The organism is Aliiroseovarius sp. D2-2 (assembly GCF_055809455.1).
On sequence record NZ_CM147913.1, the window covers coordinates 2,983,203 to 3,007,500 of the forward strand.

Annotated in this window: 22 protein-coding genes, 2 rRNA genes and 3 pseudogenes; 4 read left to right on the forward strand and 23 right to left on the reverse strand. The window is 55.1% G+C overall.

Translation table 11 applies throughout. From position 1 onward, the window contains the following. Positions 1-9: 9 nt before the first annotated feature. From AC0L6A_RS14680 to AC0L6A_RS14690, 3 genes are read left to right on the forward strand one after another with little or no spacing between them, the layout of a single operon-like run. Positions 10-804: a sterol desaturase family protein gene (locus AC0L6A_RS14680; protein WP_473291057.1), complete on the forward strand. Its 795-nt coding sequence runs from the start codon at positions 10-12 to the stop codon at positions 802-804. Continuing rightward, positions 801-1,418, forward strand: coding sequence for a ferredoxin (locus tag AC0L6A_RS14685; protein ID WP_473291058.1), 618 nt, complete (start codon positions 801-803; stop codon positions 1,416-1,418). The genes AC0L6A_RS14680 and AC0L6A_RS14685 overlap by 4 nt, the downstream gene beginning before the upstream one ends. Beyond that, on the forward strand, positions 1,415-1,918 hold the full coding sequence (locus AC0L6A_RS14690; RefSeq protein WP_473291059.1) for a SixA phosphatase family protein: 504 nt from the start codon (positions 1,415-1,417) through the stop codon (positions 1,916-1,918). Before AC0L6A_RS14685 ends, AC0L6A_RS14690 begins: the two co-directional genes overlap by 4 nt. A gap of 13 nt (positions 1,919-1,931) precedes the next feature. On the opposite strand, the gene AC0L6A_RS14695 is transcribed toward AC0L6A_RS14690, so the two are convergent. From AC0L6A_RS14695 to AC0L6A_RS14795, 21 genes and pseudogenes are all read right to left on the reverse strand, one after another. Next, a complete protein-coding gene (locus AC0L6A_RS14695; protein ID WP_473291061.1) occupies positions 1,932-2,477 on the reverse strand; it encodes a hypothetical protein in 546 nt (181 codons plus the stop codon). A gap of 22 nt (positions 2,478-2,499) precedes the next feature. Further along, positions 2,500-2,949 carry a ribose 5-phosphate isomerase B gene (gene rpiB / locus AC0L6A_RS14700; RefSeq protein WP_473291063.1) on the reverse strand — a complete coding sequence of 150 codons (450 nt, stop codon included), beginning with the start codon at positions 2,947-2,949 and terminating at the stop codon, positions 2,500-2,502. Positions 2,950-3,055: 106 nt separating this feature from the next. Continuing rightward, on the reverse strand, positions 3,056-3,841 hold the full coding sequence (locus AC0L6A_RS14705) for an amino acid ABC transporter ATP-binding protein (RefSeq protein WP_473291064.1): 786 nt from the start codon (positions 3,839-3,841) through the stop codon (positions 3,056-3,058). A 12-nt stretch (positions 3,842-3,853) separates the two neighbouring features. Next, the gene (locus AC0L6A_RS14710; RefSeq protein WP_473291066.1) at positions 3,854-5,347 is read right to left on the reverse strand and encodes an amino acid ABC transporter permease; all 1,494 of its coding nucleotides are present in this window, start codon (positions 5,345-5,347) and stop codon (positions 3,854-3,856) included. Between the two features lies 1 nt (position 5,348). After that, positions 5,349-6,611, reverse strand: a complete 1,263-nt coding sequence (locus tag AC0L6A_RS14715; RefSeq protein ID WP_473291067.1) for an amino acid ABC transporter permease — start codon at positions 6,609-6,611, stop codon at positions 5,349-5,351. A gap of 119 nt (positions 6,612-6,730) precedes the next feature. Beyond that, positions 6,731-7,761: pseudogene (locus tag AC0L6A_RS14720) on the reverse strand (amino acid ABC transporter substrate-binding protein). Positions 7,762-7,966: 205 nt separating this feature from the next. Beyond that, complete coding sequence (locus tag AC0L6A_RS14725; RefSeq protein WP_473291069.1) at positions 7,967-8,683, reverse strand: ATP12 family chaperone protein; 717 nt, start codon at positions 8,681-8,683, stop codon at positions 7,967-7,969. Beyond that, on the reverse strand, positions 8,680-9,363 hold the full coding sequence (locus tag AC0L6A_RS14730; RefSeq protein WP_473291070.1) for an HAD-IA family hydrolase: 684 nt from the start codon (positions 9,361-9,363) through the stop codon (positions 8,680-8,682). The genes AC0L6A_RS14725 and AC0L6A_RS14730 overlap by 4 nt, the downstream gene beginning before the upstream one ends. Further along, positions 9,364-10,404, reverse strand: a complete 1,041-nt coding sequence (locus tag AC0L6A_RS14735; RefSeq protein WP_473291072.1) for an RluA family pseudouridine synthase — start codon at positions 10,402-10,404, stop codon at positions 9,364-9,366. After that, positions 10,401-10,778: a fluoride efflux transporter CrcB gene (gene crcB, locus AC0L6A_RS14740; RefSeq protein ID WP_473291073.1), complete on the reverse strand. Its 378-nt coding sequence runs from the start codon at positions 10,776-10,778 to the stop codon at positions 10,401-10,403. Before crcB ends, AC0L6A_RS14735 begins: the two co-directional genes overlap by 4 nt. A gap of 43 nt (positions 10,779-10,821) precedes the next feature. Next, positions 10,822-11,427, reverse strand: coding sequence for a cytochrome b/b6 domain-containing protein (locus AC0L6A_RS14745; protein WP_473291075.1), 606 nt, complete (start codon positions 11,425-11,427; stop codon positions 10,822-10,824). 84 nt (positions 11,428-11,511) lie between these two features. Continuing rightward, positions 11,512-12,829, reverse strand: a pseudogene (locus AC0L6A_RS14750) (replication-associated recombination protein A). A 53-nt stretch (positions 12,830-12,882) separates the two neighbouring features. Continuing rightward, entirely contained in the window at positions 12,883-13,494 is a 612-nt protein-coding gene (locus AC0L6A_RS14755; protein WP_473291076.1) for a helix-turn-helix transcriptional regulator, read from the reverse strand. Positions 13,495-13,670: 176 nt separating this feature from the next. After that, a complete protein-coding gene (rplQ, locus tag AC0L6A_RS14760) occupies positions 13,671-14,099 on the reverse strand; it encodes a 50S ribosomal protein L17 (protein ID WP_473291077.1) in 429 nt (142 codons plus the stop codon). Positions 14,100-14,246: 147 nt separating this feature from the next. Beyond that, a pseudogene (locus tag AC0L6A_RS14765) lies at positions 14,247-15,264 on the reverse strand (DNA-directed RNA polymerase subunit alpha). 110 nt (positions 15,265-15,374) lie between these two features. Then, a complete protein-coding gene (gene rpsK, locus AC0L6A_RS14770; RefSeq protein ID WP_473291078.1) occupies positions 15,375-15,764 on the reverse strand; it encodes a 30S ribosomal protein S11 in 390 nt (129 codons plus the stop codon). 15 nt (positions 15,765-15,779) lie between these two features. Continuing rightward, the gene (gene rpsM, locus AC0L6A_RS14775; RefSeq protein ID WP_473291079.1) at positions 15,780-16,148 is read right to left on the reverse strand and encodes a 30S ribosomal protein S13; all 369 of its coding nucleotides are present in this window, start codon (positions 16,146-16,148) and stop codon (positions 15,780-15,782) included. A gap of 285 nt (positions 16,149-16,433) precedes the next feature. Then, complete coding sequence (locus tag AC0L6A_RS14780; protein ID WP_473291081.1) at positions 16,434-17,012, reverse strand: adenylate kinase; 579 nt, start codon at positions 17,010-17,012, stop codon at positions 16,434-16,436. Beyond that, a complete protein-coding gene (secY, locus tag AC0L6A_RS14785; RefSeq protein WP_473291082.1) occupies positions 17,009-18,364 on the reverse strand; it encodes a preprotein translocase subunit SecY in 1,356 nt (451 codons plus the stop codon). The genes AC0L6A_RS14780 and secY overlap by 4 nt, the downstream gene beginning before the upstream one ends. 106 nt (positions 18,365-18,470) lie before the next feature. Beyond that, positions 18,471-18,941 (reverse strand): 50S ribosomal protein L15, encoded by a 471-nt coding sequence (gene rplO / locus AC0L6A_RS14790; protein ID WP_473291084.1) that lies wholly within the window; start codon positions 18,939-18,941, stop codon positions 18,471-18,473. A 161-nt stretch (positions 18,942-19,102) separates the two neighbouring features. Next, positions 19,103-19,909, reverse strand: coding sequence for a DMT family transporter (locus AC0L6A_RS14795; RefSeq protein ID WP_473291086.1), 807 nt, complete (start codon positions 19,907-19,909; stop codon positions 19,103-19,105). Between the two features lie 194 nt (positions 19,910-20,103). On the opposite strand from AC0L6A_RS14795, the gene AC0L6A_RS14800 reads away from it, so the two are divergent. Further along, positions 20,104-20,658 (forward strand): hypothetical protein, encoded by a 555-nt coding sequence (locus tag AC0L6A_RS14800; RefSeq protein ID WP_473291088.1) that lies wholly within the window; start codon positions 20,104-20,106, stop codon positions 20,656-20,658. Between the two features lie 206 nt (positions 20,659-20,864). Here AC0L6A_RS14800 and rrf read toward each other — a convergent pair. After that, positions 20,865-20,979, reverse strand: a 5S ribosomal RNA gene (gene rrf, locus AC0L6A_RS14805). Between the two features lie 81 nt (positions 20,980-21,060). After that, positions 21,061-23,896, reverse strand: a 23S ribosomal RNA gene (locus tag AC0L6A_RS14810). Between the last annotated feature and the right edge of the window lie 402 nt (positions 23,897-24,298).

Here is a 24,298-nt window from a genome sequence, read left to right on the forward strand (position 1 = left end):
ATTCCCCGCATGGAATATGAAGTTTTGATCCGATTGGGCAGCTTTCTGGTGCTCTTCATCGTTTTCGCGATGGCCGAAGCTATTGCCCCACGGCGTGCGCGTGTGCAGCCCCGTTCTGGACGCTGGTTCACCAACCTGGCGCTTGTGGTGATCGACAGCATCACGCTGCGTCTGCTGAGCCTTCTTTTGCCGCTTTTGGCGGTGGGGGCAGCAATGGACGCCACGCGCGAAGGTTGGGGGCTGTTTAACCAATTCGACCTACCTTTATGGCTGACGGTACTGTTGTCTTTCCTGATCCTTGATTTTGCAATTTGGGCCCAGCACCTTGTGTTCCACAAAGTTCCAGCCTTATGGCGCCTACATCGCGTTCACCATGCGGACCGGGATATTGATGTCTCGACCGCGTTAAGGTTCCACCCGATCGAGATTGCAGCCTCGATGCTTATCAAGATCGGGTTGGTCTATTTGTTAGGTGCGCCTGCGATGGCTGTGGTCTTGTTCGAAGTGGTGTTGAACGGATCGGCTATGTTCAACCATGCCAACTGGCGCTTGCCACTACCGCTCGACCGCGCGCTAAGACTTGTACTTGTTACACCTGACATGCATCGTGTTCATCATTCGGTCTACCGAAGTGAGACCGACAGCAATTATGGCTTCTGCCTATCTGTTTGGGACCGATGGTTTGGAACCTACACAGACCAACCAAGCGACGGGCATGGCGACATGGTGATAGGACTGGAATGGCAGGACGAGAAACCGATGAAGTTGGGCTGGAGCCTGATGCTTCCTTTTCGACGGAAATGACCTTTGAGCCCGCTGCGGAGAATCTGCAGCTGGAAGTGCTGGGTGTACTTCACGAGGGCGGTGACACGATCTACTTGCTTGGACCACATGAGCCGGGTTTTTGGCGGGTTTTCTCTGAAAGTGATGAGTATCAGGACGGAGCACCTGACCAGCTGGACCAGTGGTCAAAGCGCGTGGTCGGTGAGCTAGCCGATAGTTGGGGCGGCGCGGCCATATTCCCATCCGACGGGCCACCCCATCCTCCGTTTCAGGCATGGGCACGTGCGTCTGGGCGGGCTTGGAACAGCCCAGTGGGAATGTTGGTGCATGACACGGCAGGGCTTTGGATCAGCTATCGGGGGGCTGTGCGCGTGCCAGGTTTGCGTCCTCTGCCCTCTACCGGCGAAAACCCCTGCATAGACTGCGATGCGCCATGTCTTAGGGCCTGCCCGGTTTCGGCTCTCGGCCCTGACGGGTATGATGTGCCTAAGTGCAAAGAACATCTGAACGGCGAAGATCTTGCCAATTGCATGACGCAGGGCTGCGCGGTCCGTCGCACTTGTCCTGCGGGCCTGTCTTATGGCAGGTTGCCTTCTCAATCCGCATTTCACATGAAAGCATTCAACCCGACATGACCCTGACCCTAATCCTGACACGCCACGCGAAATCCAGTTGGAGCGACACGGACCTTGATGACCATTCCCGTCCGTTAAACAAACGCGGTCGGGCATCAGCCAAGGCCATTGGGCGTTGGCTGGCGGATCATGGCGACACCCCGGACGAGGTTCTGTGCTCAGACGCAGCGCGCACCCGCGAGACATGGGCATTGCTGTCGGACAAACTGGTTGGATCACCCAAGGTGTCTTACCTGCCCGAGCTTTATCTGGCTGACCCCGAGGACATGTTGGCGGTTCTGAAAAAGGCATCTACGTCGCGGGTGATGATGGTCGCGCACAATCCGGGCTCTGCGTATATGGCGCGAAGGTTGGCGGCCGAACCGTACCCCCATCCCAAATTCCATCACTACCCGACGGCCGCAACGTCGGTCATCGAATTCGACGTCGACAGCTGGGCCGATGTCGATTGGGGCAAAGGCCGTGTCGTCGAATTTGTGGTCCCGCGCGAGCTGATTTGAGCGCGCCCTCGGGTCACCCGTCCACTGTCACCTGTTCAAAGGCAACGCCTGCCTGATGGATTTTCTCCATCAGGGACGGGATCGAATACCCTGTGTAATCCCGCAGCTGAATCGATGGGCGATCATGGAAATGCACCCAGTATTCCTTTTGGTCCAACTCGTCGTAATTCGAAATCGTCCGGTATTCGAGCAATCGGATTTCTGAAAGGCGCACATGAAAGCCTTCTTCCGGCCCATGCGCATGATCTGGCACCTTCCAAAACAGATCGTCCTGCGTCAAACGAAAGTGCCATTCGCCGGACGTGCCTGATGCACGCCGAGCAAACAGAAGTAGTTTCACAAGATTGTAGATCCCAGTCGCAATCAAGAAGAGGCCAAGGAACCCCCAGCCGTTCCAGGTTTCGATTGCGTCAACCGAAAGGGACCAGACAAAACCGTCCGGCACAAGCCAAAGACCAAGCGCTATGAATACGGCAGCAACGATGGGGATGATGAGCATCCGTTCCAAATTGCGTTTGGACACGGATTTACGCACATCAAAAAATGGTTCTGTCGTCATGGGCGCCCGCCCTTTGATTAGGTCAGCCTTCGATGGCTTCCATCATGTCCACACGGGTCGCATGGCGTCCACCTTCAAATTCGGCGTCTAGGAAGGCGTCCACGATGTGAAGGGCCAGATCCTGCCCAACAACACGCGCGCCGATGGACAGCACGTTAGCGTTGTTGTGTTCGCGGATCATACGAGCGGAAAACGCTTCAGAGCAAACTCCGCAGCGCACACCATCCACGCGATTGGCGGACATCATGATGCCCTGCCCTGTGCCACACAGAATGATGCCCAGCGCACAGTCGCCAGACGCCACTTTACGGGCCGCAGCTTCGCCATGGGCTGGGTAATGCGTGCTTTCCGGGGTCATGGGGCCAATATCAACCGCCTCGTACCCCTTAGCCGTGATGTGATCCGCAATCATCTTGCGCAGATCAATGGCGGCGTGGTCGCTTGAAAGTACGATACGTTTGTTGGCAGTCATGATGTCATTCCGTGATTAAGGTGACCGTGTTGGCTGCCTTCTAACACCCCCACAACGAAAAAGCCCCACCAAAATGGCGGGGCTTTCATTAGTTTTTCAGAACGGATCAGAGGATCTGGCTGAGGAACAGCTTGGTGCGTTCCGATTGCGGGTTGTTGAAGAACTCTTCCGGTTCGTTCTGTTCCACAATCTGGCCGGCATCCATGAAGATCACGCGGTTGGCGACCTCTTTCGCGAAGCCCATTTCGTGGGTTACGCAAATCATGGTCATGCCTTCTTCAGCAAGTTCCACCATGGTTTCCAACACTTCCTTGATCATCTCAGGGTCAAGCGCCGAGGTGGGTTCGTCAAACAACATGATGCGCGGCATCATGCAAAGCGAGCGGGCGATCGCCACACGCTGCTGCTGACCACCCGAAAGCATGCCCGGATATTTATGGGCCTGTTCCGGGATCTTCACCTTCTCAAGGAAGTGCATCGCGCGCGCTTCAGCCTCTTTACGGGGCTCTTTGCGCACCCAGATGGGGGCCAGCGTGCAGTTTTCCAGAATGGTCAGGTGAGGGAAGAGGTTAAAGTGTTGAAACACCATCCCCACTTCCGAACGCACCTTGTCGACGTTTTTCAGGTCCGAGGTAAGCTCGGTCCCGTCTACGATGATCTGACCTTCCTGGTGTTCTTCCAGACGGTTGATACAACGGATCAAGGTGGATTTACCCGAGCCCGACGGCCCCGCGATAACGATCCGCTCGCCTTGATAGACGGTCAGATCAATATCGCGCAACACGTGGAACGAACCATACCACTTGTTCATGTTGCTGATTTCAATTGCCACCTCGTCCGAGACGGCCATCTTGCTGCGATCAGCATGGTGATCGAGAGTAATCGAAGACATTTAGTCTCTCCTTTAACTGTGGTCCGTACGAAGCCGGCGTTCGAGATACATCGAATAGCGCGACATCGAGAAACAGACGACGAAGAACAGCAGTGCGATGAAGCCGTAAAGCTCCCACACAAGTCCGTTCCATGCTTGGTCTGCACGGATGGCATTTGAAAGACCCAGCGGGTCCAGAAGGCCGATGATCGACACCAGAACCGTGTCTTTGAACACGCCAATAAACGTCGATACGATGCCCGGGATCGAGATCTTCAGGGCCTGTGGCATGATGATCAGACGTTGGGCTTTCCAATAGTCCAGTCCCAGCGCATCTGCGGCTTCATACTGACCCTTTGGAAGGGCAGCCAGACCACCACGGATCACTTCGGCCATATAGGCTGAAGCGAAGAGCGTCACCATGATCAGCACCCGAAGGATGATGTCAAAGTTTGTGCCCGGCGGCATGAAGATGTTCAGAAGCGTAGATGCCACGAACAGAAGCGTGATCAGCGGCACACCGCGAATGAACTCGATAAAGCCCACGCAAAGCGCTTTGACGATCATCAGGTCGGATTGACGGCCCAGCGCCAGAACGATGCCAATCGGCAGCGAACAAGCAATCGCCACCACGCCGATGGTGATCGACAACATGAAGCCACCGAACTTGCGGCTTTCGACCGGCTCTAGACCAACTGGCAGAATGGCGTCCATCAGGTTGGAGAACCCACCCATTAGGACCATCCACCAGACTATCGCAGCCACGACAGCAAGGATGATCCCAGCAAGGCTTCCGACCATCTTCGACAGGATGCTGTAAGCAAAGTAACCGACCACAAAGCCAAGTGCTGCGCCGACGGGCACCCAGATGGATTCCCCCCACAACAGCCAAGGGGCAATGAACGGGAAGATCGCCGAGAAGAGCAGCGGATTGGGAAGGCGTTTTGCCCCCGCTTCGATCTGAGCAGCCCGTGCAGTCTTGTCAGCCGACAGTGCTTTAAAGCCAACGAAAGCGGCACCGGCCAGAAGGGCCAGACCAAGGATCATGCCAATGGCACCACCAAGGTACAGACCTGTCAGACCCAGAACGGCCAGCAGCAGCACCCAGTTCATGCGGCGCGAAATCATGCTGAACAGGACGGGGGTAACCGCCACAAACAACAAGGCGAAAGCCACGATTGGACGCCAGCGTTGATCGGCGATACCGCCACTTGTGCCGTTTGGATAGAAGCCGAACAACAGCTGCTCCCAACGGTCATTGATCACGCCCCAACACGCTGCATGGTGACCCGCACCGATGATTTCACGGCACTCATTTTGAGAAGTACCATTCCAAGTCGGTGAGAATACCCAAGGCAAGATGGCCATGGCGACCATAGCAATCAGCACTAGTGAGACGATGGTAAGGATCGAGTTTCCGATCCCGTTGAACAGGTTTTGCCGCACCCACCCGACGAACCCGACCGACGAAGCGGGCGGTGTACGTTCAGGCAGCATTTCAGAGCGGACGTAAGACATATCAGACATATCAGCGCTCCTTCAGCTTCACAGATTCGTTGTACCAGTTCATCACTCCCGAAATGGTAAGTGAAATCGCCAGATAGACGGCCATCAGCAACAGTACTGTCTCAAGCTCGCGCCCGGTCTGGTTCATTGTGATGCCCCCCAACGTCCCCGTGATGTCCATATAGCCCACGGCAATTGCCAGAGAGCTGTTCTTGGTGAGGTTAAGGTAGTTCGAGATCAACGGCGGGATGATAACCCGCAGCGCTTGCGGCAGAATGACAAGGCTCATGGTCCGGTTCGGACGCATGCCCAGCGCACCTGCTGCTTCACTTTGACCTTTGGAAACCGCCATGATGCCCGCGCGGACAATCTCGGCGATAAAGGCGCCGGTATACAACGACAGAGCCAGCCACAACGCAATCAACGAGTTGCGCATGTATGTGCCACCTTTGAAGTTGAAGCCCTTCAGTTCGGGATAGCCCCAGTGTAGGCCAAGAATGGTCAACACAATCACCGTCGGGATCACAACCACGCCCAAACGCCAGTACCACGTTTTAGGACGTTCACCGGTGTTTTCCTGGATCGCATCTGCGCGACGCTTGATCAGCATCGAGGTCAGGATACCTGCAAAGAAGACCGCAGCAATCGCCAGCAGGTCCAGGCTTACGTCAAAGCGCAGGCTGGACTGGCCAAGCAAATGGATGTCGCCCAAGCTGTTTGAGAAGAGCGGCTCGGGAATATAGACACCACGATTGGTAATCGCGACGGAATCCCAAAGCGCCATCGACGCCTCGCCTTTTCTGAATGCGCTCGGTGCTGGCAAGGTCTCGATCAAGACCGCCATAATAAACACAATCCACAAAAGGACAGGCACGTTGCGGAACATCTCGACATAAACTGCGGACAGGCGGGAAACGATCCAGTTCGGCGACAGGCGAAGTACACCCACGATAACCCCGATGAACGTTGCCGCGACACAGCCCATTACGGCCACAAGCAGTGTATTAAGAAGCCCCATCAAGGAAGCGCGCAAGTGCGAATCCTGAGAGTTATATTCCAGCAGGCGTTGGTTGATGTCATAGCCTGCAGGTTCGCTCATGAACCCGAAGCTGGGTTCTTTACCCAATTCTGCAAGGTTTTGAGCGGTGTTCGAAATAAGCCAGAAGACCAAGATCAAGAAGCCAATCAAGGCGACGATCTGGATGGTCATCGAGCGATACCGGCTGTCATACAACAGCATGGATAGCCGGAACTGGCCCTGATGAGGGTCGGTCATAGATGTCATGTGGTACATCCCCGTTGCCCTTGGCTTGTTATAAGATGGCGGCTTGGGCCGCGGTGCCAAGGTGCGTTCAGATGGAAAGAAAAAGGGCGTGGTCAAACCACGCCCTTTTCATGAGTGTCTTAACGGAAGGGCGGCGAGTACAGCAGGCCGCCGTCGGTCCATTGAGCGTTCAGGCCACGTGCCAGAGCGATCGGTGTTTCTTCACCGATGTTCTTAGCAAACAGTTCGCCGTAGTTGCCGCCCGCCATAATGGCGCGCTTGCCCCAATCGGCGTCCAGACCCAGCATTTCGCCCAGGTTGCCTTCGGTGCCCAGCAGACGGTTGATTTCTGGGTTGTCGCCAGCCGACGCGCCCAGTTCACCGACGTTTGCCGAGGTTACGCCCAGCTCTTCAGCCGAAACCAGAGCGTTCAGGGTCCAACGAACTACGTCGCCCCAGTTGTTGTCGCCGTGACGGACCAGCGGGCCCAGAGGCTCTTTCGAGATGATCTCGGGCAGCAGAACGTGGCCAGCCGGATCTTCGAAGGTTGCGCGTGTGGCAGCCAGACCCGAAGCGTCGGTGGTGTACACGTCACATGCACCAGCAAGATACTGCTGCTGAGCTTCTGCGTTGGTTTCGATCGGAACCGGTTCGTAGCTCATGTCGTTGGCGCGAAAGAAGTCGGCCAAGTTCAGCTCGGTGGTGGTGCCGGTTTGGATACAAACGGTTGCGCCGTCCAGTTCCTTGGCCGAGCTTGCGCCCAGTAGTCCTTGGAAACCATGAAGCCCTGACCGTCATAGTAGTTGACGCCAACAAATTCGAACTTCAGGTCGACATCGCGCGAGAAGGTCCAAGTTGTGTTACGAGCAAGCATATCGATCTCGCCCGAAGCAAGAGCGGTGAAGCGGGTCTTACCGGTGGTCGGAACAAACTCGACTGCGTTTGCATCGCCCAGTACGGCAGCAGCAACAGCACGGCAGACGCCAACGTCAAAACCATTCCAGGTTCCGTTTGCATCCGGAGCAGCGAAGCCAACAAGACCTGTGGTCACGCCACAGTTCAGTTTGCCGCGCTCTTTGATCTGATCAACGGTCGACACGTCCTGAGCAACAGCAGCGCCAGCGGCGATGCTGGCAACAGTTAGTGCGCCGAGAAAAGCGGATTTCTTCATTTTTACCTCTTCCTGATTTTACCCATTTTAGGGCTTTTTTAGCGACCGATACGGTCGCAGTGAGTGATGTGGAAAGGGTTTTCCCCTTCAACTGCCCCGGATTTTGACTGGATTGATCAGAATTCGTCAAGGGCAACATTGTGAATTGCGATACTTAACCTAGGGGAAAGTAAGATAATTAGCGACCGTTAGTGGTTTGGTACAATTAAGTTTCACGCTGAACGGCATCATAGAACCATGCTGCCAGTGCGAAATCATTGCTCTTCTTTTCTACCATTTCCTGTGCTTCTTCGTCTTTTCCCCACAATTCCTCCTGCCAAAGCTCGTCAAGCCGCGACAATTCCCATGCTGCACCTGCATCCAAATGTCGATGCGTTACAGCAAAAGCCAAAACAAGAGAGCCGGAAATCGAAACTAGGTCATGAAAAGCTGTCAGTTGGAAAGGTGAAAGGCTGTGAACCAAATCCGACATTTTCCGAAAAGAATGCGCATCCTGTGCTTCGTGCATAACACCCGAAACGGGTTTCAGCCGTACTCCGAGAGAATCGACCGCCCAGTCAAGAATCGGATTCCATTTCTCGGCCTGGCGCGTAACAAGCTCGCGCGGGTCCGTAGCCCGGTAACACAACAGATCACTGTCCCCGTAAGCCGCAAGCATGTCTGCGACTGCTGCATGCTGCACGGTGACTTTGTCGATTGCCGAATTTGCCATGCGCGTGATTGGCATAGTATTGGGATCAATCGCCTCGTCCTGTGCGTCCCATTCGGATGCCATGGCATCGGCCAAAACTTTGGTTGGCACAACCAAAGGCGACTTCGCCGGGGTCTTCACAGCGCGACCATCTAGCAGTACCTGATAGCCACCGTCGGCCTCAACGACCGAGGTTTCTTTCCAAAACCGCTTTGCTGCCCAACCGCTCATGCCGTCCCCCAAAGTTCGTCCAGCGCTGCAGGCAGATCCGCAAACGCATCAATCAAAATATCCGCCCCAGCACCAATCAACGCCTCACGCGGGTGATAACCCCAGGTCACACCTATGGTGCGGAACCCGGCGGCTTTGCCCATGTCCATGTCAAATGTTGTGTCGCCAATCATCACGGCGTGTGCGGCCTCGCCTCCGGTTTCAGCCAGCGCACGTTGCAGCATCGATGGGTGCGGTTTTGACGGGTGATCATCTGCCGTCTGGTGGGTCACGAAAAACTTGCGCAAGTCATGGGCGTCATAGGCATGTTCCAACCCACGCCGCGCCTTGCCTGTGGCCACGCCCAAAAGCACTTCGTCACGCGGATAAAGCGCCTCAAGGGCGGCACGCGCACCGGGGTACATAGGTGCGGCGGCTTCGCCCCCTTTTTCGGCGCGCAGCTGAATGAACATATTCTTATACTGCTGCGTAGCTTCGGCCACATCCGGTTCAGACATCGAAGGCACCAGACGCGCTATGGCGTCGTGCAAGGACAGCCCGACAATCGAAAGCACTTCGGCCCGCGTGGGTATTGCCACTCCCATTTCACCAAAAGCGCGGTTCATTGCTTCAACGATGAAATCCTGACTGTCGATAAGTGTGCCATCTACGTCGAAAACAGCAAGTTTCAGGGTGGTCATTCAAAGCGCCTCGAACGGGTCATCGGCGGCCAAATCTGGCGTCCAGCCAAAGGTCTCGAACGTGTCCGCCATATGGGGCGGCAGTTCAGCGGTCACTGTCACGGGCTTTTTGGTGATTGGATGCTCAAACGTCATCGAACGTGCGTGCAGGTGCAGCTTGCGCGAAACCTCTCCGCCAATCATGGCGCCCCAGCCATCGCCCATATTGTCCTGAGAAGACCCACCATATTTGCCGTCACCGATAATCGGGTGACCGATCTCGGCCATATGGGCGCGCAGCTGGTGGGTGCGCCCGGTAATCGGCTCCATTGCGACCCACGCCGCGCGGCTCGCCACACGGTAAAGCGTGGCATAAAGCGTGTGCGCGCGTTTGGCATCGGGGTATTCGTTCATCGCGCGCGGATGCACGCAGATCATCTTTTCGCCCGCACCACGGCCACCGCCTCCGGCTTTGAACAAGCCATATCGGATCTCGCCCAGATAGGGGGTGGGGACACCTGCAACCACAGCCCAGTAGATTTTTCGCGTTTCCCGATGACGCATCGCGGCAGTCAGCCCAGACGCGGCAGCTTGCGTACGCGCCAAAAGCAAAACGCCCGATGTATCTTTGTCCAAGCGGTGCACAAGGCGGGGTTTTTCATCGCGGTCAAATTTCAACGCTTCGGCCAACCCATCCACATGGCGGGTCTGTTTCGAGCCGCCCTGCGTCGGCAGACCCGCAGGTTTGTTCAGCGCAATCACGTGATCATCGCGATAAATCACGCAAGACTGGATCAGTTTTGCATCCGCATCTGACACACGTGCCTTGGCTTTAGGTTCCGAGCGTTCGTCTTTGGTGGTTGGAAGGGGCGGTATGCGCACCTCGTCCCCCGGCCCCACACGGGTCGAGGACTTCACCTTCTCGCCGTTCACACGAAACTCGCCTTTGCGACAGCCCTTTTCGATCCGGCCCTGCCCTGCATGCGGGAACATGCGCTTGACCCAACGATCCAGACGCTGCTCGGCCTCATCCGGGCCGATGGTGATTACTTGAACGCTCATGCCAATACCATTCGGGTCAACCAAAGACCCGCCAATAATGCGACAATCGAGATCAGAACGGACCCAAGGATATAGCCGATCGCGGCGGTGGTCTGCCCGCGTTCAAACAGCGTCACCGCATCCAAAGAGAAGGCCGAGAAGGTCGTGAAACCACCCAGCACTCCGGTCATCAGGAAAGGCGCTGCCGCGTGCCCACCTTTCTTGGCCAGAAGGACAACCAATGCCCCCATTAGAAACGACCCAAGCACATTTACCACCATGGTCCCGGCTGGAAAGCCGTGACCCATCAGGCGGGTTACGGTTGTACCGGTCAGGTAACGGGCCGAGGCGCCAAGCGCGCCGCCCAAGGCAACTTGCAAAAGGGGTGTCATCATGGCGCCTGACTGAGGCCAAGCGCCTTTATTGTCAAGCGCCCCGTCACGTATCCGCGTGGTCTTTTGCCACCTCTTTCATCCCGGTGATCATCGGTTTCACAAGGTTTTCGCCCTTCCAAAACCGGTAAAACAGAATGGCCCCCAGATGCACAAGGACAAGACCAAGTACGATAAACGAAAGCTTGTAGTGCAGCTTGGCCGCCTCGCGCGCGTTTTCATAGCTAATCATATCAGCCAAAGGTCCGGTGTTAATGAAGTCATCGGCGTCAATGAAGAGCCCAGTGCCCGCCTGAAGCGCAAGTACTCCGATCAGAGCGAAAACTGAAAGCGCGCCAACTGGGTTGTGACCCGGCCAGAAACTGGGGCGGCGCTTGGGCATCGTGGCGACATAGGCCAGTGTCTTCTTGGGACCAAACAGGAAATGGCTGAACCGTGCAGAGCGGGTCCCGACAAAACCCCAGATAATCCGAAACATCAAAAGCCCAATGATCGTGTAGCCCAGATAGAAATGCAGCGTCATCACGTCGGGTCCGAACTTGCCCAAAAGAAACGTGGCAATCACACAAAAGGCCAGCGCCCAATGAAAGACCCGAAGCAACGGGTCCCAAAGGCGAATGGTTTCTGTTTGGATCTGATGCTCTTTCGTCATGTTGGCCCCTCGGTCCGGTTCCTAAAGTCTGGCACAAGCTAAGAGCGTTTTCGAGCCAATCTCGCGAAACTGTGACCCCGGCCCTTAGTCTTGGCGCTTGGTGCGAAGTTTAGCAAAGTAGTCCACGCGCTTTTTCAGCTCGCGTTCAAATCCGCGTTCCACTGGCATGTAATAAACACCGCGCTTCATGTCGTCGGGGAAATAGTTCTGGCCCGAAAATCCATCTGGCGCGTCGTGGTCATAGGCATAGCCGTCGCCATAGCCTTGTTCTTCCATCAAGCGTGTTGGTGCATTCAGGATATGTTTGGGCGGAGGTGCCGAACCGGTTTTCTTCGCCGCCTTAACCGCCGCCTTATAAGCCACGTAGTTGGCGTTGGATTTCGGAGCGAGCGCCAAATAGACAACCGCTTGCGACAACGCGAGCTCACCTTCAGGACTTCCCAGCCGCTCGTAGGTTTCCCATGCGTCCAAACAAACCCGTTGGGCCTGAGGGTCACCCAATCCGATGTCCTCGACCGCCATACGGGTAAGACGGCGGGCCAAAAAGCGCGGGTCTTCGCCACCGTTTAGCATACGCGCAAACCAGTAAAGCGCGGCATCAGGGTCCGACCCACGCACGGATTTGTGCAGGGCGGATATCAGGTTGTAATGCTCGTCGCCCGACTTGTCGTAGACCACCGCGCGCTTCATCAGGCGCGAAGACAAGCCTTCGACATCCAGCTTGCCATCAACCTTCCAAGCGGCGACTTGTTCGACAAGGTTAAGCAGCGCACGACCATCGCCATCTGCCATCTCCAAAAGGGCCTCGCGCGCCTCGCCCGTCAGGGGAAGCGCTTGTCCCAACTCTTGCTCTGCCCGCTGCACTAGGCGTTCCAGATCAGCCAAAGTTAGGCGCGTTAGCACAAGAACCTGAGACCGTGACAACACAGCAGCATTAAGCTCAAACGACGGATTTTCTGTCGTGGCGCCGACCAAAAGGATGGTCCCGTCTTCCATGTAAGGAAGGAACCCATCTTGCTGGGCTTTGTTGAAGCGGTGGACTCTCGTCCACAAACAGAAGGGTCCCCTGCCCGTTTGCGCGTCGATGCTTAGCAGCCTCGAAAACTTTGCGCAGTTCAGGCACGCCCGAGAATATCGCGCTGATCTGGATAAAATGTAGGTCAGTTTCGCGGGCCAAAAGGCGGGCGATGGTTGTTTTTCCAACACCGGGTGGGCCCCAAAAGATAAGCGATCCAAGACTGCCCGCTGCCAGCATCGTGCCCAATGGCGCTTCGGGCCCCAAAACCTGTTCCTGGCCAATCACCTCTTCCAAGGATTGCGGGCGCAATCGGTCTGCAAGCGGGCGTGGCGCCTCGTGGGCAGCGTCCGTGCGAATTGTTGAACTGTCAAAAAGATCGGCCATGCCGTGAAACTATGCGTCTCGAAGGCCGGGGAAAAGAAGAAAAGCGTTGTGGACTACAGCAACCGCCGTTCTTGCGCGCGCTGAACTGCTTCTGCAGTCGTCCGCGCAGCCAACCGATCACGCGCGCTACGCAATCGCGCCTTCAATGCGCTTTCCGATATTCCCAAAAGCGCCGCAGCTTCGGCATAGCGATGCCCCTTGGCGACATGTTGAAGGGCCGATTGTTGCGCCCTGGTCAGAATTTCGGGGGGCGTAGATATCACGTGCAGCTCTTCGACAAGAGCCTGCAGTTTCCTAATCTCATCATCCGTAAACTCGCGATCCGGACGCGCGAAACCGGCAATCGTACGCGACGTCATAAGCCCAACGGCAACGACCACTCCATATTTCAGCCCATAGCGTTCGGCCATTTTGAGTATTCGGTGCGGGTCAGGCAGATCTATTTCGCTCCATCGGATGGATGTCCCTTTCCCGAACCCCCAAAACACCACTGGGTCCGCCAGCATAAAGCCGCTTTCCATATAGTGATTGATCCATTCTGGATCGTAGGTTTTATATTCAAGATGAGGAACGGCATGCCGTATGTGAAGTCCGATGGCGTAACCCGAAGGCGACAAGTGGGACAATTGCGCCAAACGTTGGCCAATATTCTTGTCTGTCTTCATCGTTTAACCAGCACCTAGACTGCATTCGCAAAACTATCCTTTTAGACTAGCCATCCAATGTCAAACAACCTGCGGTTGCTTTTCAACGGGGATCACTTGATTTCGTTAAAAACTGGTCTGAAAAGAAAAAGGCCCCGCTGAACGCGGGGCCTTCGAACACGTTAGAAACGCAGTTCTTATTCTTCGGCGTCTGCGATAGCTTCTTCAGCTTCCAGACGGGCGCGGTCACCCGCACCTTTGGCGTCGACGTCGCGTTCAACGAATTCGATGATCGCCATCGGCGCCATGTCACCATAGCGGAAGCCAGCTTTCAGTACGCGAACATAGCCACCTTGACGGTCTTTGTAGCGCGGGCCCAGGATGTCGAAAAGTTTTGCAACTTGATCTTCCTGCTTCAGACGTGCCGACGCTTGACGACGGGCGTGCAGGTCACCGCGTTTGGCCAGCGTGATCATCTTTTCGATGATCGGGCGCAGTTCTTTGGCCTTCGGCAGGGTGGTTTTGATTTGTTCATGTTCGATCAGCGAGCCAGCCATGTTCGAGAACATAGCTTTACGGTGTTCGTGTGTGCGATTCAGGCGGCGGTAACCACGAGCGTGACGCATTTTCTTAATCCTTCTTTGGTGCTCTTAGGTGAGCGGTGCTTTGTCTGAGAACCGATGCGTGTCGGTCCCTCTCCTTGGGGCAGGATCGCCCAGATGTTCCCCTCAACGTGAGGGCATTTGAGGGCCGGAGAACCGGCCCTCAGAAGATCAGAACTGATCTTCGAATTTCTTAGCGAGCTCTTCGATGTTCTCAGGCGGCCATTCTTCGACATCCATGCCGAGGTGCAGACCCATGCCAGAAAGCACTTCTTTGATCTCGTTCAGCGACTTGCGGCCGAAGTTCGGAGTGCGCAGCATCTCGGCTTCGGTTTTCTGGATCAGATCGCCAATATAAACGATGTTGTCGTTCTTCAGGCAGTTTGCCGAACGGACCGACAGTTCCAGCTCGTCCACTTTCTTCAGAAGAAGCGGGTTGAACTCAAGTCCATCGTCTTCATCCTGACGGCCAGCTGCTTCCGGCTCGTCAAAGTTCACGAAGATCGACAGTTGGTCTTGCAGAATACGCGCAGCGAAAGCCACGGCATCTTCCGGCGTAACCGAACCATCTGTTTCCAGCTTCAGTGTCAGCTTGTCATAGTCCAGAACCTGACCTTCACGGGTCGGCTGAACGTCATACGACACTTTCTTGACCGGCGAATAAATCGCATCAACCGGGATCAGGCCAATCGGCGCATCTTCCGGTTTGTTCTTGTCCGAAGCGACATAGCCTTTGCCCGTGTTCACGGTCAGCTCCATGAACAGATCAGCGCCGTCATCCAGGTGACAGATCACGTGATCTTTGTTCAGGATCTCCGATGCCTGCGCTTTCCGAGATTGCACCGGCGGTGACAACCATCGGACCTTTTGCAGAAATCGACAGGCGCTTAGGACCTTCAACTTCCATGGAAATCGCAACACCCTTCAGGTTCAGAACGATGTCGGTAACGTCTTCACGCACACCGGCGACCGAGCTGAACTCGTGCAGTACGTTGTCGATTTGAACCGACGTGATGGCGGCACCTTGCAGCGAGCTCATCAGCACGCGGCGCAGGGCGTTGCCCAATGTCAGACCAAAGCCGCGTTCCAGCGGTTCGGCGATCACGGTCGCCTGACGTGCAGGGTCATTGCCCGGCTTTACGTCCAGCTGTGTCGGCTTGATCAATTCTGCCCAGTTCTTGTGGATCATGCGTCCCTCCATACTAGTCCTGTCCCCATGTCCAAAGGGCAGGACGCCCGAGGTTAAAATGACGGAAACCGGGCCACGCATTTGTGCGAGCCCGGTGGTAGTTACTTGCCTTAGACGCGGCGGCGCTTCGGCGGACGGCAACCGTTATGAGCCATCGGTGTCACGTCACGGATCGAAGTGATGTTGAAGCCGATTGCGGCCAGTGCGCGCAAAGCCGATTCACGACCCGAACCGGGGCCTTGAACTTCAACTTCCAGCGTCTTAACGCCGTGTTCCTGAGCTTTCTTGCCAGCGTCTTCCGCAGCCATCTGTGCAGCATACGGTGTCGACTTACGCGAGCCTTTGAAACCCATGGTGCCTGCCGACGACCATGCGATGGCGTTGCCTTGCACGTCCGAGATCAGGATCTTGGTGTTGTTGAACGAAGAGTTCACGTGAGCAACACCGGATGCGATGTTCTTACGCTCTTTACGTTTGGTACGAGTCTTTTCGCGAGCCATTGGTCAAACCCTCCCTTATTTCTTCTTACCAGCAATAGCCTTTGCGGGGCCTTTGCGAGTACGTGCGTTGGTCGAGGTACGCTGACCACGAACAGGAAGGTTGCGACGGTGACGCAGACCGCGGTAGCAACCCAGATCCATCAAACGTTTGATGTTCATCTGAGTGTCACGACGCAGGTCACCTTCAACGGTGTAGGTCGCGTCGATGTGCTCACGAATAGCCAGAACTTCAGCGTCCGACAGTTCGTTGACACGACGGGAAACGTCGATTTTCACAGCTTCGCAGATAGCAGCAGCCGAAGTATGGCCAATACCAGTGATATAAGTCAGGGCGATCGGGACCCGTTTATGGGTCGGGATGTTTACGCCAGCAATACGTGCCACGTAGTCTTTCCTTTCGTTGCGGATCCGTAACTCCGGAACCTTTTTTCACAACGGAAGCCCGCCGGATTTTTCCCACGGGCCGCGCTGAATTCTTTGGTCTGGTGCAGCTAGGGGAGCGACCCCGCAGACACACCGATTCCCGTAAGGGATGGGGTGACTTAGATGGGATTCCCGCCACCGTCAACCCGTCATTGGTCATGGGGTGGTGTTCCCAAATCCTTATCCGGAAAAGAAAACGCGCCGCAGATCAGCTGCGGCGCGTTTTCTGACTAAAATCATATCGCCTTAACGTGTCAAAACACCCGCAATCTCGGCCCGCACTTCGTCGATGGTACCCAGCCCATCGACAGACTGAAGATCACCTTTGGCGTAGTAGTAGCCAATCAGCGGCGAGGTCTTCTTGTAGTATTCCATCAGACGGATCTTCAGGCTTTCTTCGTTGTCGTCGGCACGCACGGGCTGACCTGCTTTGCGGGCATCCTCGGCGCGGCCAACGATGCGGCCAACAAGCACGTCGTCATTCACACGCATTTCGATAACAGCGTCCAGCGACTGGCCATGCTTCTTAAGCAATGCGCCCAGTGCATCTGCCTGCGCCAGGGTGCGGGGGAACCCATCAAAGATGAAGCCTCCGCCATTGTCGCCTTCCAGCTTTTCTTCGATCAGGCCGATGACGATCTCGTCCGTGACAAGCTCACCTGCGTCCATGATCGCAGCAACCTTCTTGCCCATCTCAGTGCCCGAGGCTTTGGCTTCCCGCAGCATGTCACCTGTCGACAGCTGGATCATGCCACGCTCTTCCACCAGTTTGGCAGCTTGCGTTCCTTTGCCGGCACCCGGCGGTCCAAGAAGAATAATGTTCATCGACGTGCAGGCCCCTTCTTACCACGCTTCTTACCGCGCAGCTGCGACTTCTCAATCAGGCCCTCATACTGGTGGGCCAGAAGGTGCGACTGCACTTGCTGGATCGTATCCATGGTCACCGACACAACGATCAGAACCGAGGTGCCGCCGAAGTAGAACGGAATCGACAGCTGGCTGCGCAGGATTTCTGGCATCAAGCAAACGGCAGCAAGATAGATCGAGCCAAGTGTCAGAAGACGGATCACAACATAATCCAGATATTCGGCAGTTTTCTTGCCGGGGCGAATGCCGGGCACGAAACCGTTCTGGCTTTTCAGATTTTCTGCAACCTCATCCGTTTTGAACGCAACTTCCCTTGTGTAGAAGAACGTGAAGAAGATGATCATGGCGGTGAAGAACAGCAGGTAAAGCGGTTGACCGGGACCAAAATAGGCAAGCAGGGTCGACATGACCGGGCCAGACTGACCGGACGAGAATGTCGAGATTGTTGTCGGCAACAGCAGAAGGGCCGAAGCAAAAATCGCCGGGATAACGCCTGCCGGGTTCACTTTGATCGGCAGGTGGCTTGAACCACCATCATACATCTTCATACCGACCTGACGGCGCGGATACTGGATGTGAACTTTGCGTAGCGCACGCTCCATGAACACAACAAATGCAATCACGGCGACCATCATGACGATCACACCGATAATCACGGCGGGGCTGATTGCGCCCGAACGGCCTGAAGCCAGGAACTGAGCCAAGGCAGCCGGAATCTCGGCCACGATGCCTACGAAGATGATCAGAGAAATACCGTTGCCAATGCCGCGTGCGGTGATCTGCTCACCCAGCCACATCAGGAACATGGTGCCGCCCACAAGGGTGATCACACAGGCTGCAATGAAGAACATACCCGGATTGGTCACCAGATCGCCTGCTTGCAGTGAGTTCGCCAGCGCAAAGGCCTGACCTGTCGCCAGCAGAACTGTGCCATAACGGGTGTATTGGTTGATCTTTTTGCGGCCTTGTTCGCCTTCTTTCTTCAGCTGCTTCAATGGCTCCCACATGGAAGACATAAGCTGCACGATGATCGAAGCCGAGATGTACGGCATGATGCCAAGGGCAAAGACACCCATGCGGCTAAGCGCACCACCGGTAAACATACCAAGGACGCCAGCGATGCCGGACTGAGCTTGCTCCATGAAATCTCGCAGGGCGTTCGCGTCGATCCCTGGAACGGGAATAAACGTGCCAAGACGATAGATGATCAGAATCCCGATCGTGAAGAAGATGCGCTGGCGAAGCTCAGTCGCCTTACCGAAGGCGCTCCAGCTCATGTTCGACGCCATTTGTTCTGCTGCAGATGCCATAAGGCCCCCTTAGATCAAGTAAAGCGCCGCCGGACCGTTCCCGGCTCCGGCGGCGCTTGAAAACGTGATTAGACATGTAAGGGGCTGGCGCGCCCCTCACAAGGTCTTATTCAGCCGCAGCCGGGGCAGCGACGGTCAATTTACCGCCAGCTTTCTCAACAGCTTCGATGGCCGATTTAGACGCACCGGTCACGGTGATGTTGGCTTTGGTGGTCAATTCACCTTTGGCCAGAACACGAACACCGTCCAGCTTACGACGTACCAGACCCGAAGCCACCAGAGTGTCTTCGTCGATCTTCTTGGCGTCGATTTTCTTTTCGTCGATGAACTTCTGGATCAGGCCCAGGTTGATCACAGCGAACTTCTTGCGGTTCGGCTTCGAGAAGCCACGCTTAGGAAGACGCTGGTAGAGGGGCATTTGGCCGCCTTCGTAGCCGTTGATAGCTACACCCGAACGCGACTTTTGACCTTTGATACCACGGCCACCGGTTTTACCAGTGCCCGAACCGGGACCACGACCAACACGTTTGCGGGGTTTGGTTGCGCCAGGGTTGTCGCGCAGTTCATGCAATTTCATTTCGCTTCTCCTTTGCCGGAACTGACCCCAGAAGCGATACGGGGCCAAACACGGCTTTTCTTGGTTTTGATTCCGTGACGCAAGGCCACAGCTTGATTCTTAGGTGGCAAGGCCACCGGGGGCGTATAGACGACCCGCTCGAACCGTGCAAGCCTTGGCTTCTATTTGCGTGCCAGTAGCCCGACAGCAATGCCACCAAGCACAAGGGCCGAGGCGGTGACTTCCCGAAAGCCGACGGCTTCACCCAGCAAAATCCCCCCTGCCCCCATGGAAATCACCGGGACGGACAACTGAACCAGCGCGCCGGTGCTGGAGGCCAGCTGCGGCAATACGCGATACCACAGCGCGTAGCCAAGGCCAGATGTGATAGCGCCTGAGATGATTGCAAGAAGGACGCCGGAGGTTGAGAAGACTTCACCCCAGATGAACGGCAGCGTGACAATCAGAACGATGGGCGTGGCGTAGATGAAATTCCACGCAGTCGCTTGAAGCGGTGCTACTGACCGCCGCCCGATCAGGGAATAGATGCCCCAACCGATTGCCGCTACGGTCATGAGGATCAGGGGGAGCAACGGAAGCAGCACATTTTCGGACGGCCACACCAGATAAGCCAGCCCCAACATGGACACTACCATCCCGCCCCAGCGCAATGCCGGAATCCGATCCCCCGCCCGCACAGCACCGGCAAACATCGTGACCTGCACGATAGCAAACAGCACCAACGCCCCCAGCCCTGCATCCAGCGCGACATAGGCGAAGGAAAAACCCAGCAAATAGACAGCGAGCGCGCTGGCCGAGATCCAATCGGGGTTTGCACGCTTAGGGGCAACCTTCTGCCCCAACACCATCAACACCCACAACATCACTGCGCCGGAGATCACCCGGATTGCGGCAAAGCCAGCGGGACCAATGGCACCCTCAGCGAGTCCTGCTCGGTTAAGCAAAGAATTCGCCGCGAAAGCGGTCATGGTGAGAAGGGTTAGGAAAAAGAGGCGCATGTGGGGTCCAGTCAGTTTTCATCTGCTTACTGCGTATTCAGTCCAAACGCATCTCACGACTTGGTGGGAGAATGCCCATAACCTATCCGAAAGAACTTTTCATCGTTTTCGCCCTATGATAGCTGCGCTCGATGTTAGACGTAAGGTTCTTCAAGGAGTAGAAAGTGAAACCTATGCTCAAGTCATTGCCCTTGGTTGCTGCGATCGCAACGCTCGCTGCTTGTAACAGCACCGGTGGCATCCAAAAGGAAAATTATCCCCAACCCGTCGCGGAAAGATCTGTCAACTTCAAGACAGCCTCCGGTTTCAATCAAGACCGCATTGACAGCGTCGAAAAGAAAACTTTTCGCACTTTTCTAAAAGTAGATGACTCGACGGTCCGCGAGATTCAGGGGGCGAAATGTCAACTTCGCTCGTCTGAGCTGTCTCTACAATTTGTCACTCCTGCCCATGTGAATGTCCCACTGGTGAAGGACAAGCCCCAGCCCTTGCGGCTGACATGTCAGAAAGGGAAATGGCTTTCAGATCAAACGCTTAATCCCTTCATTCCTCAAGAAACGGCTGGCGCGCCCTATGCAGGTGGTGGTGTGGCTGGCGTACTGATCGGTGTTGCTGTAGATGCCGCACTGACTGGCGCAGTCAACGCGGCCCGCAACGGAAAAGATGTTTGGCGGTTTGCCCCCCAAGCCAAGGACGAACTTCCCATCGAGTTGAAGTAAGACAGTCACAAGGGTCGAAAGGTTGTTCGATCGGTTTTGTATACTTCATTTCACAAAATCCTCAAAGGCGCGGCATAGTTACCCGCGCCTTTTTCATTCACTCTTCCCTCCCCCGGAACGCAAGACGCCGCCAACGGGGGTCCGTTAGCGGCGTTTTGTATGTTTTATCATCGTTTTGAGAGGATACGTTATTGGTTCTTTATTAGGTTTGGCGGTGACCTACTCTCCCACACCTTAAGATGCAGTACCATTGGCGCAACCGTGCTTAACGGCCGAGTTCGGGAAGGGATCGGGTGTTTCACTGGTGCTGTGACCACCAAACCGAATAAAGAACCAATCCAAGTCAAGTCTTACTGTGATGTATGCTTTTGATTATCCGTAGAGGTCTAACTTCTACTGGATCAAATCAAGCCTATCGGACCATTAGTACCAGTCAGCTGAACGTGTTGCCACGCTTACACCTCTGGCCTATCGACGAGGTAGTCTACCTCGGTCCTCAGGGATACCTTGTTTTGAGGGGGGCTTCCCGCTTAGATGCCTTCAGCGGTTATCCTGTCCGTTCATAGCTACCCAGCACTACCGTTGGCACGATAACTGGTCCACCAGTGGAACGTTCACCCCGGTCCTCTCGTACTAGGGGCAACTCCTCTCAAGTATCCTACACCCACGGCAGATAGGGACCGAACTGTCTCACGACGTTCTAAACCCAGCTCACGTACCTCTTTAAACGGCGAACAGCCGTACCCTTGGGACCTGCTCCAGCCCCAGGATGAGATGAGCCGACATCGAGGTGCCAAACACTGCCGTCGATATGGACTCTTGGGCAGTATCAGCCTGTTATCCCCGGCGTACCTTTTATCCGTTGAGCGATGGCCCTTCCACTCGGGACCACCGGATCACTATGGCCGTCTTTCGACTCTGCTCGACTTGTCAGTCTCGCAGTCAGGCTGGCTTCTGCCATTGCACTCAACGAGCGATTTCCGACCGCTCTGAGCCAACCTTCGCGCGCCTCCGTTACTCTTTAGGAGGCGACCGCCCCAGTCAAACTACCCGCCACACAGGGTCCCGGATCCGGATAACGGACCGCGGTTAGACATCAAGCAGAGCAAGGGTGGTATCTCAAGGGAGGCTCCACTGTAACTGGCGTTACAGTTTCAAAGCCCACCACCTATCCTGCACATGCTCGGCCTAATGCCAATGTGAAGCTGTAGTAAAGGTGCACGGGGTCTTTCCGTCTAACCGCGGGAAGCCTGCATCTTGACAGGCAATTCAATTTCGCTGAGTCGATGTTGGAGACAGCGGGGAAGTCGTTACGCCATTCGTGCAGGTCGGAACTTACCCGACAAGGAATTTCGCTACCTTAGGACCGTTATAGTTACGGCCGCCGTTTACCTGGGCTTCAATTCGGAGCTTGCACTCCTCCTTTTAACCTTCAGGCACCGGGCAGGCGTCAGACCCTATACGTCGTCTTGCGACTTCGCAGAGCCCTGTGTTTTTAGTAAACAGTCGCCACCCCCTAGTTTGTGCCCCCAGTCAATACTTGCGTAGAAACTGGGCCTCCTTCTCGCGAACTTACGGAGGTATTTTGCCGAGTTCCTTCAACATCGTTCTCTCAAGCGCCTTGGTATACTCTACCTATCCACCTGTGTCGGTTTAGGGTACGGTCTTGCAGGAGGGCTATTTCCAGGAACCTCTTAGCAGCCCATTCAATCCGATAAGGATGAACTACCTTCGAGATCCGTCACCACTCCACGGCCCAGGAATATTAACCTGGTTCCCATCGCCTACGCCTTTCGGCCTCGGCTTAGGGGCCGGCTTACCCTGCTCAGATTAGCTTTAAGCAGGAACCCTTGGATTTTCGGCGAGGGGGTCTCTCACCCCCTTTGTCGCTACTCATGTCATCATTCTCACTAGTGATCTCTCCACGGGATCGCTCACACGCCCGCTTCATCGAAAGCTCCTATCCTCAAAGGATCTGCGAACAGATCTAATGAGGAATGGAACTATGTCACACTACGCTCTGCTACCGCGTACACATAAGTGCACACCCTAAGCTTCGGCTCATGGCTTGAGCCCCGGTACATCTTCGCCGCAAGACAACTTATTTAGACCAGTGAGCTGTTACGCTATCTTTAAAGGATGGCTGCTTCTAAGCCAACCTCCTGGTTGTTTTGGTCGTCTCACCTGCTTTCCCACTTAGCCATGAATTAGGGGCCTTAGCTGTAGGTCAGGGTTGTTTCCCTCTCCACAACGGACGTTAGCATCCGCTGTGTGTCTGCCATATAGTACTTCCCGGTATTCGGAGTTTGATTAGGATCAGTAAGGCTGTATGCCCCCATTACCCATTCAGTGCTCTACCCCCGGGAGTATTCGTATGACGCTCTACCTAAATAGATTTCGCAGAGAACCAGCTATCTCCGAGTTTGATTGGCCTTTCACCCCTAGGCACAGCTCATCCCGATCTTTTTCAACAGATGTGGGTTCGGTCCTCCAGTGCATGTTACTGCACCTTCAACCTGGCCATGCCTAGATCACTCGGTTTCGGGTCTGATCCACCTAACTCATTCGCCCTATTAAGACTCGCTTTCGCTGCGCCTACACCTAACGGCTTAAGCTTGCTAGATAGACCAAGTCGATGACCCATTATACAAAAGGTACGCCGTCAGCCCTCAAGGGGCCTCCGACTGATTGTAGGCGTTCGGTTTCAGGTACTGTTTCACTCCCCTCGTCGGGGTGCTTTTCACCTTTCCCTCACGGTACTGGTTCACTATCGGTCAGTAAGGAGTACTTAGCCTTCGAAGGTGGTCCTCCGATCTTCAGACAGAATTTCACGTGTTCCGCCCTACTTAATACGTCCAATCATGCTTCATATACGGGACTATCACCCACTATGGTTGCGCTTCCCAACGCATTCTATCCACACTCATGGCTCGGCTGGTCCCCGTTCGCTCGCCGCTACTAGGGGAGTATCAATTGATTTCCTTTCCTCCGGGTACTTAGATGTTTCAGTTCCCCGGGTTTGCTTTTATAAACCTATGTATTCAGTCTATAAATACCTGTTTCAGAACACTATAAATAACCGAAGTTATTATAATGAACTGTCAGGTGGGTTCCCCCATTCGGAAATCTCTGGGTATAACGGCTATTCTCACCTTCCCAAAGCTTATCGCAGAGTATCACGTCCTTCATCGCCTCTTACTGCCAAGGCATTCACCAAACGCCCTTCTCGCGCTTGATTTGATCCAGAAGAAGACAGACCTTTTGTATATCTGCCGTCTTACCCCGAAGGGCAAACTGGACCAAAAGCATACTTTCCCGCGCTTCCTAACTGTTCCGAAGAACTGGATCGCAGATGTCGGTCTTTGATCCGTTAAGAAGCACATTTGTTCAAACTTACGTTCAAACACACTCAAGTCCGTGCAGGGCTTGAGTGTTGGTTAGTGTACTTGACTTGGACAACACCGTCATTTCAGCAGCGATATCGAAGAAGGTCCGAGGAAAGGGACCAAAATCAACCGCTTCCCGAAGGAAGAACCGCTGAGGCACCACGCACTTGTGGGACCAACAGTGTTGTTTATTGTATTCTCTCTAAACGATGTAAATCAGTGTGTCCGTCATCCTTGCGGGTGACTTGGACGAA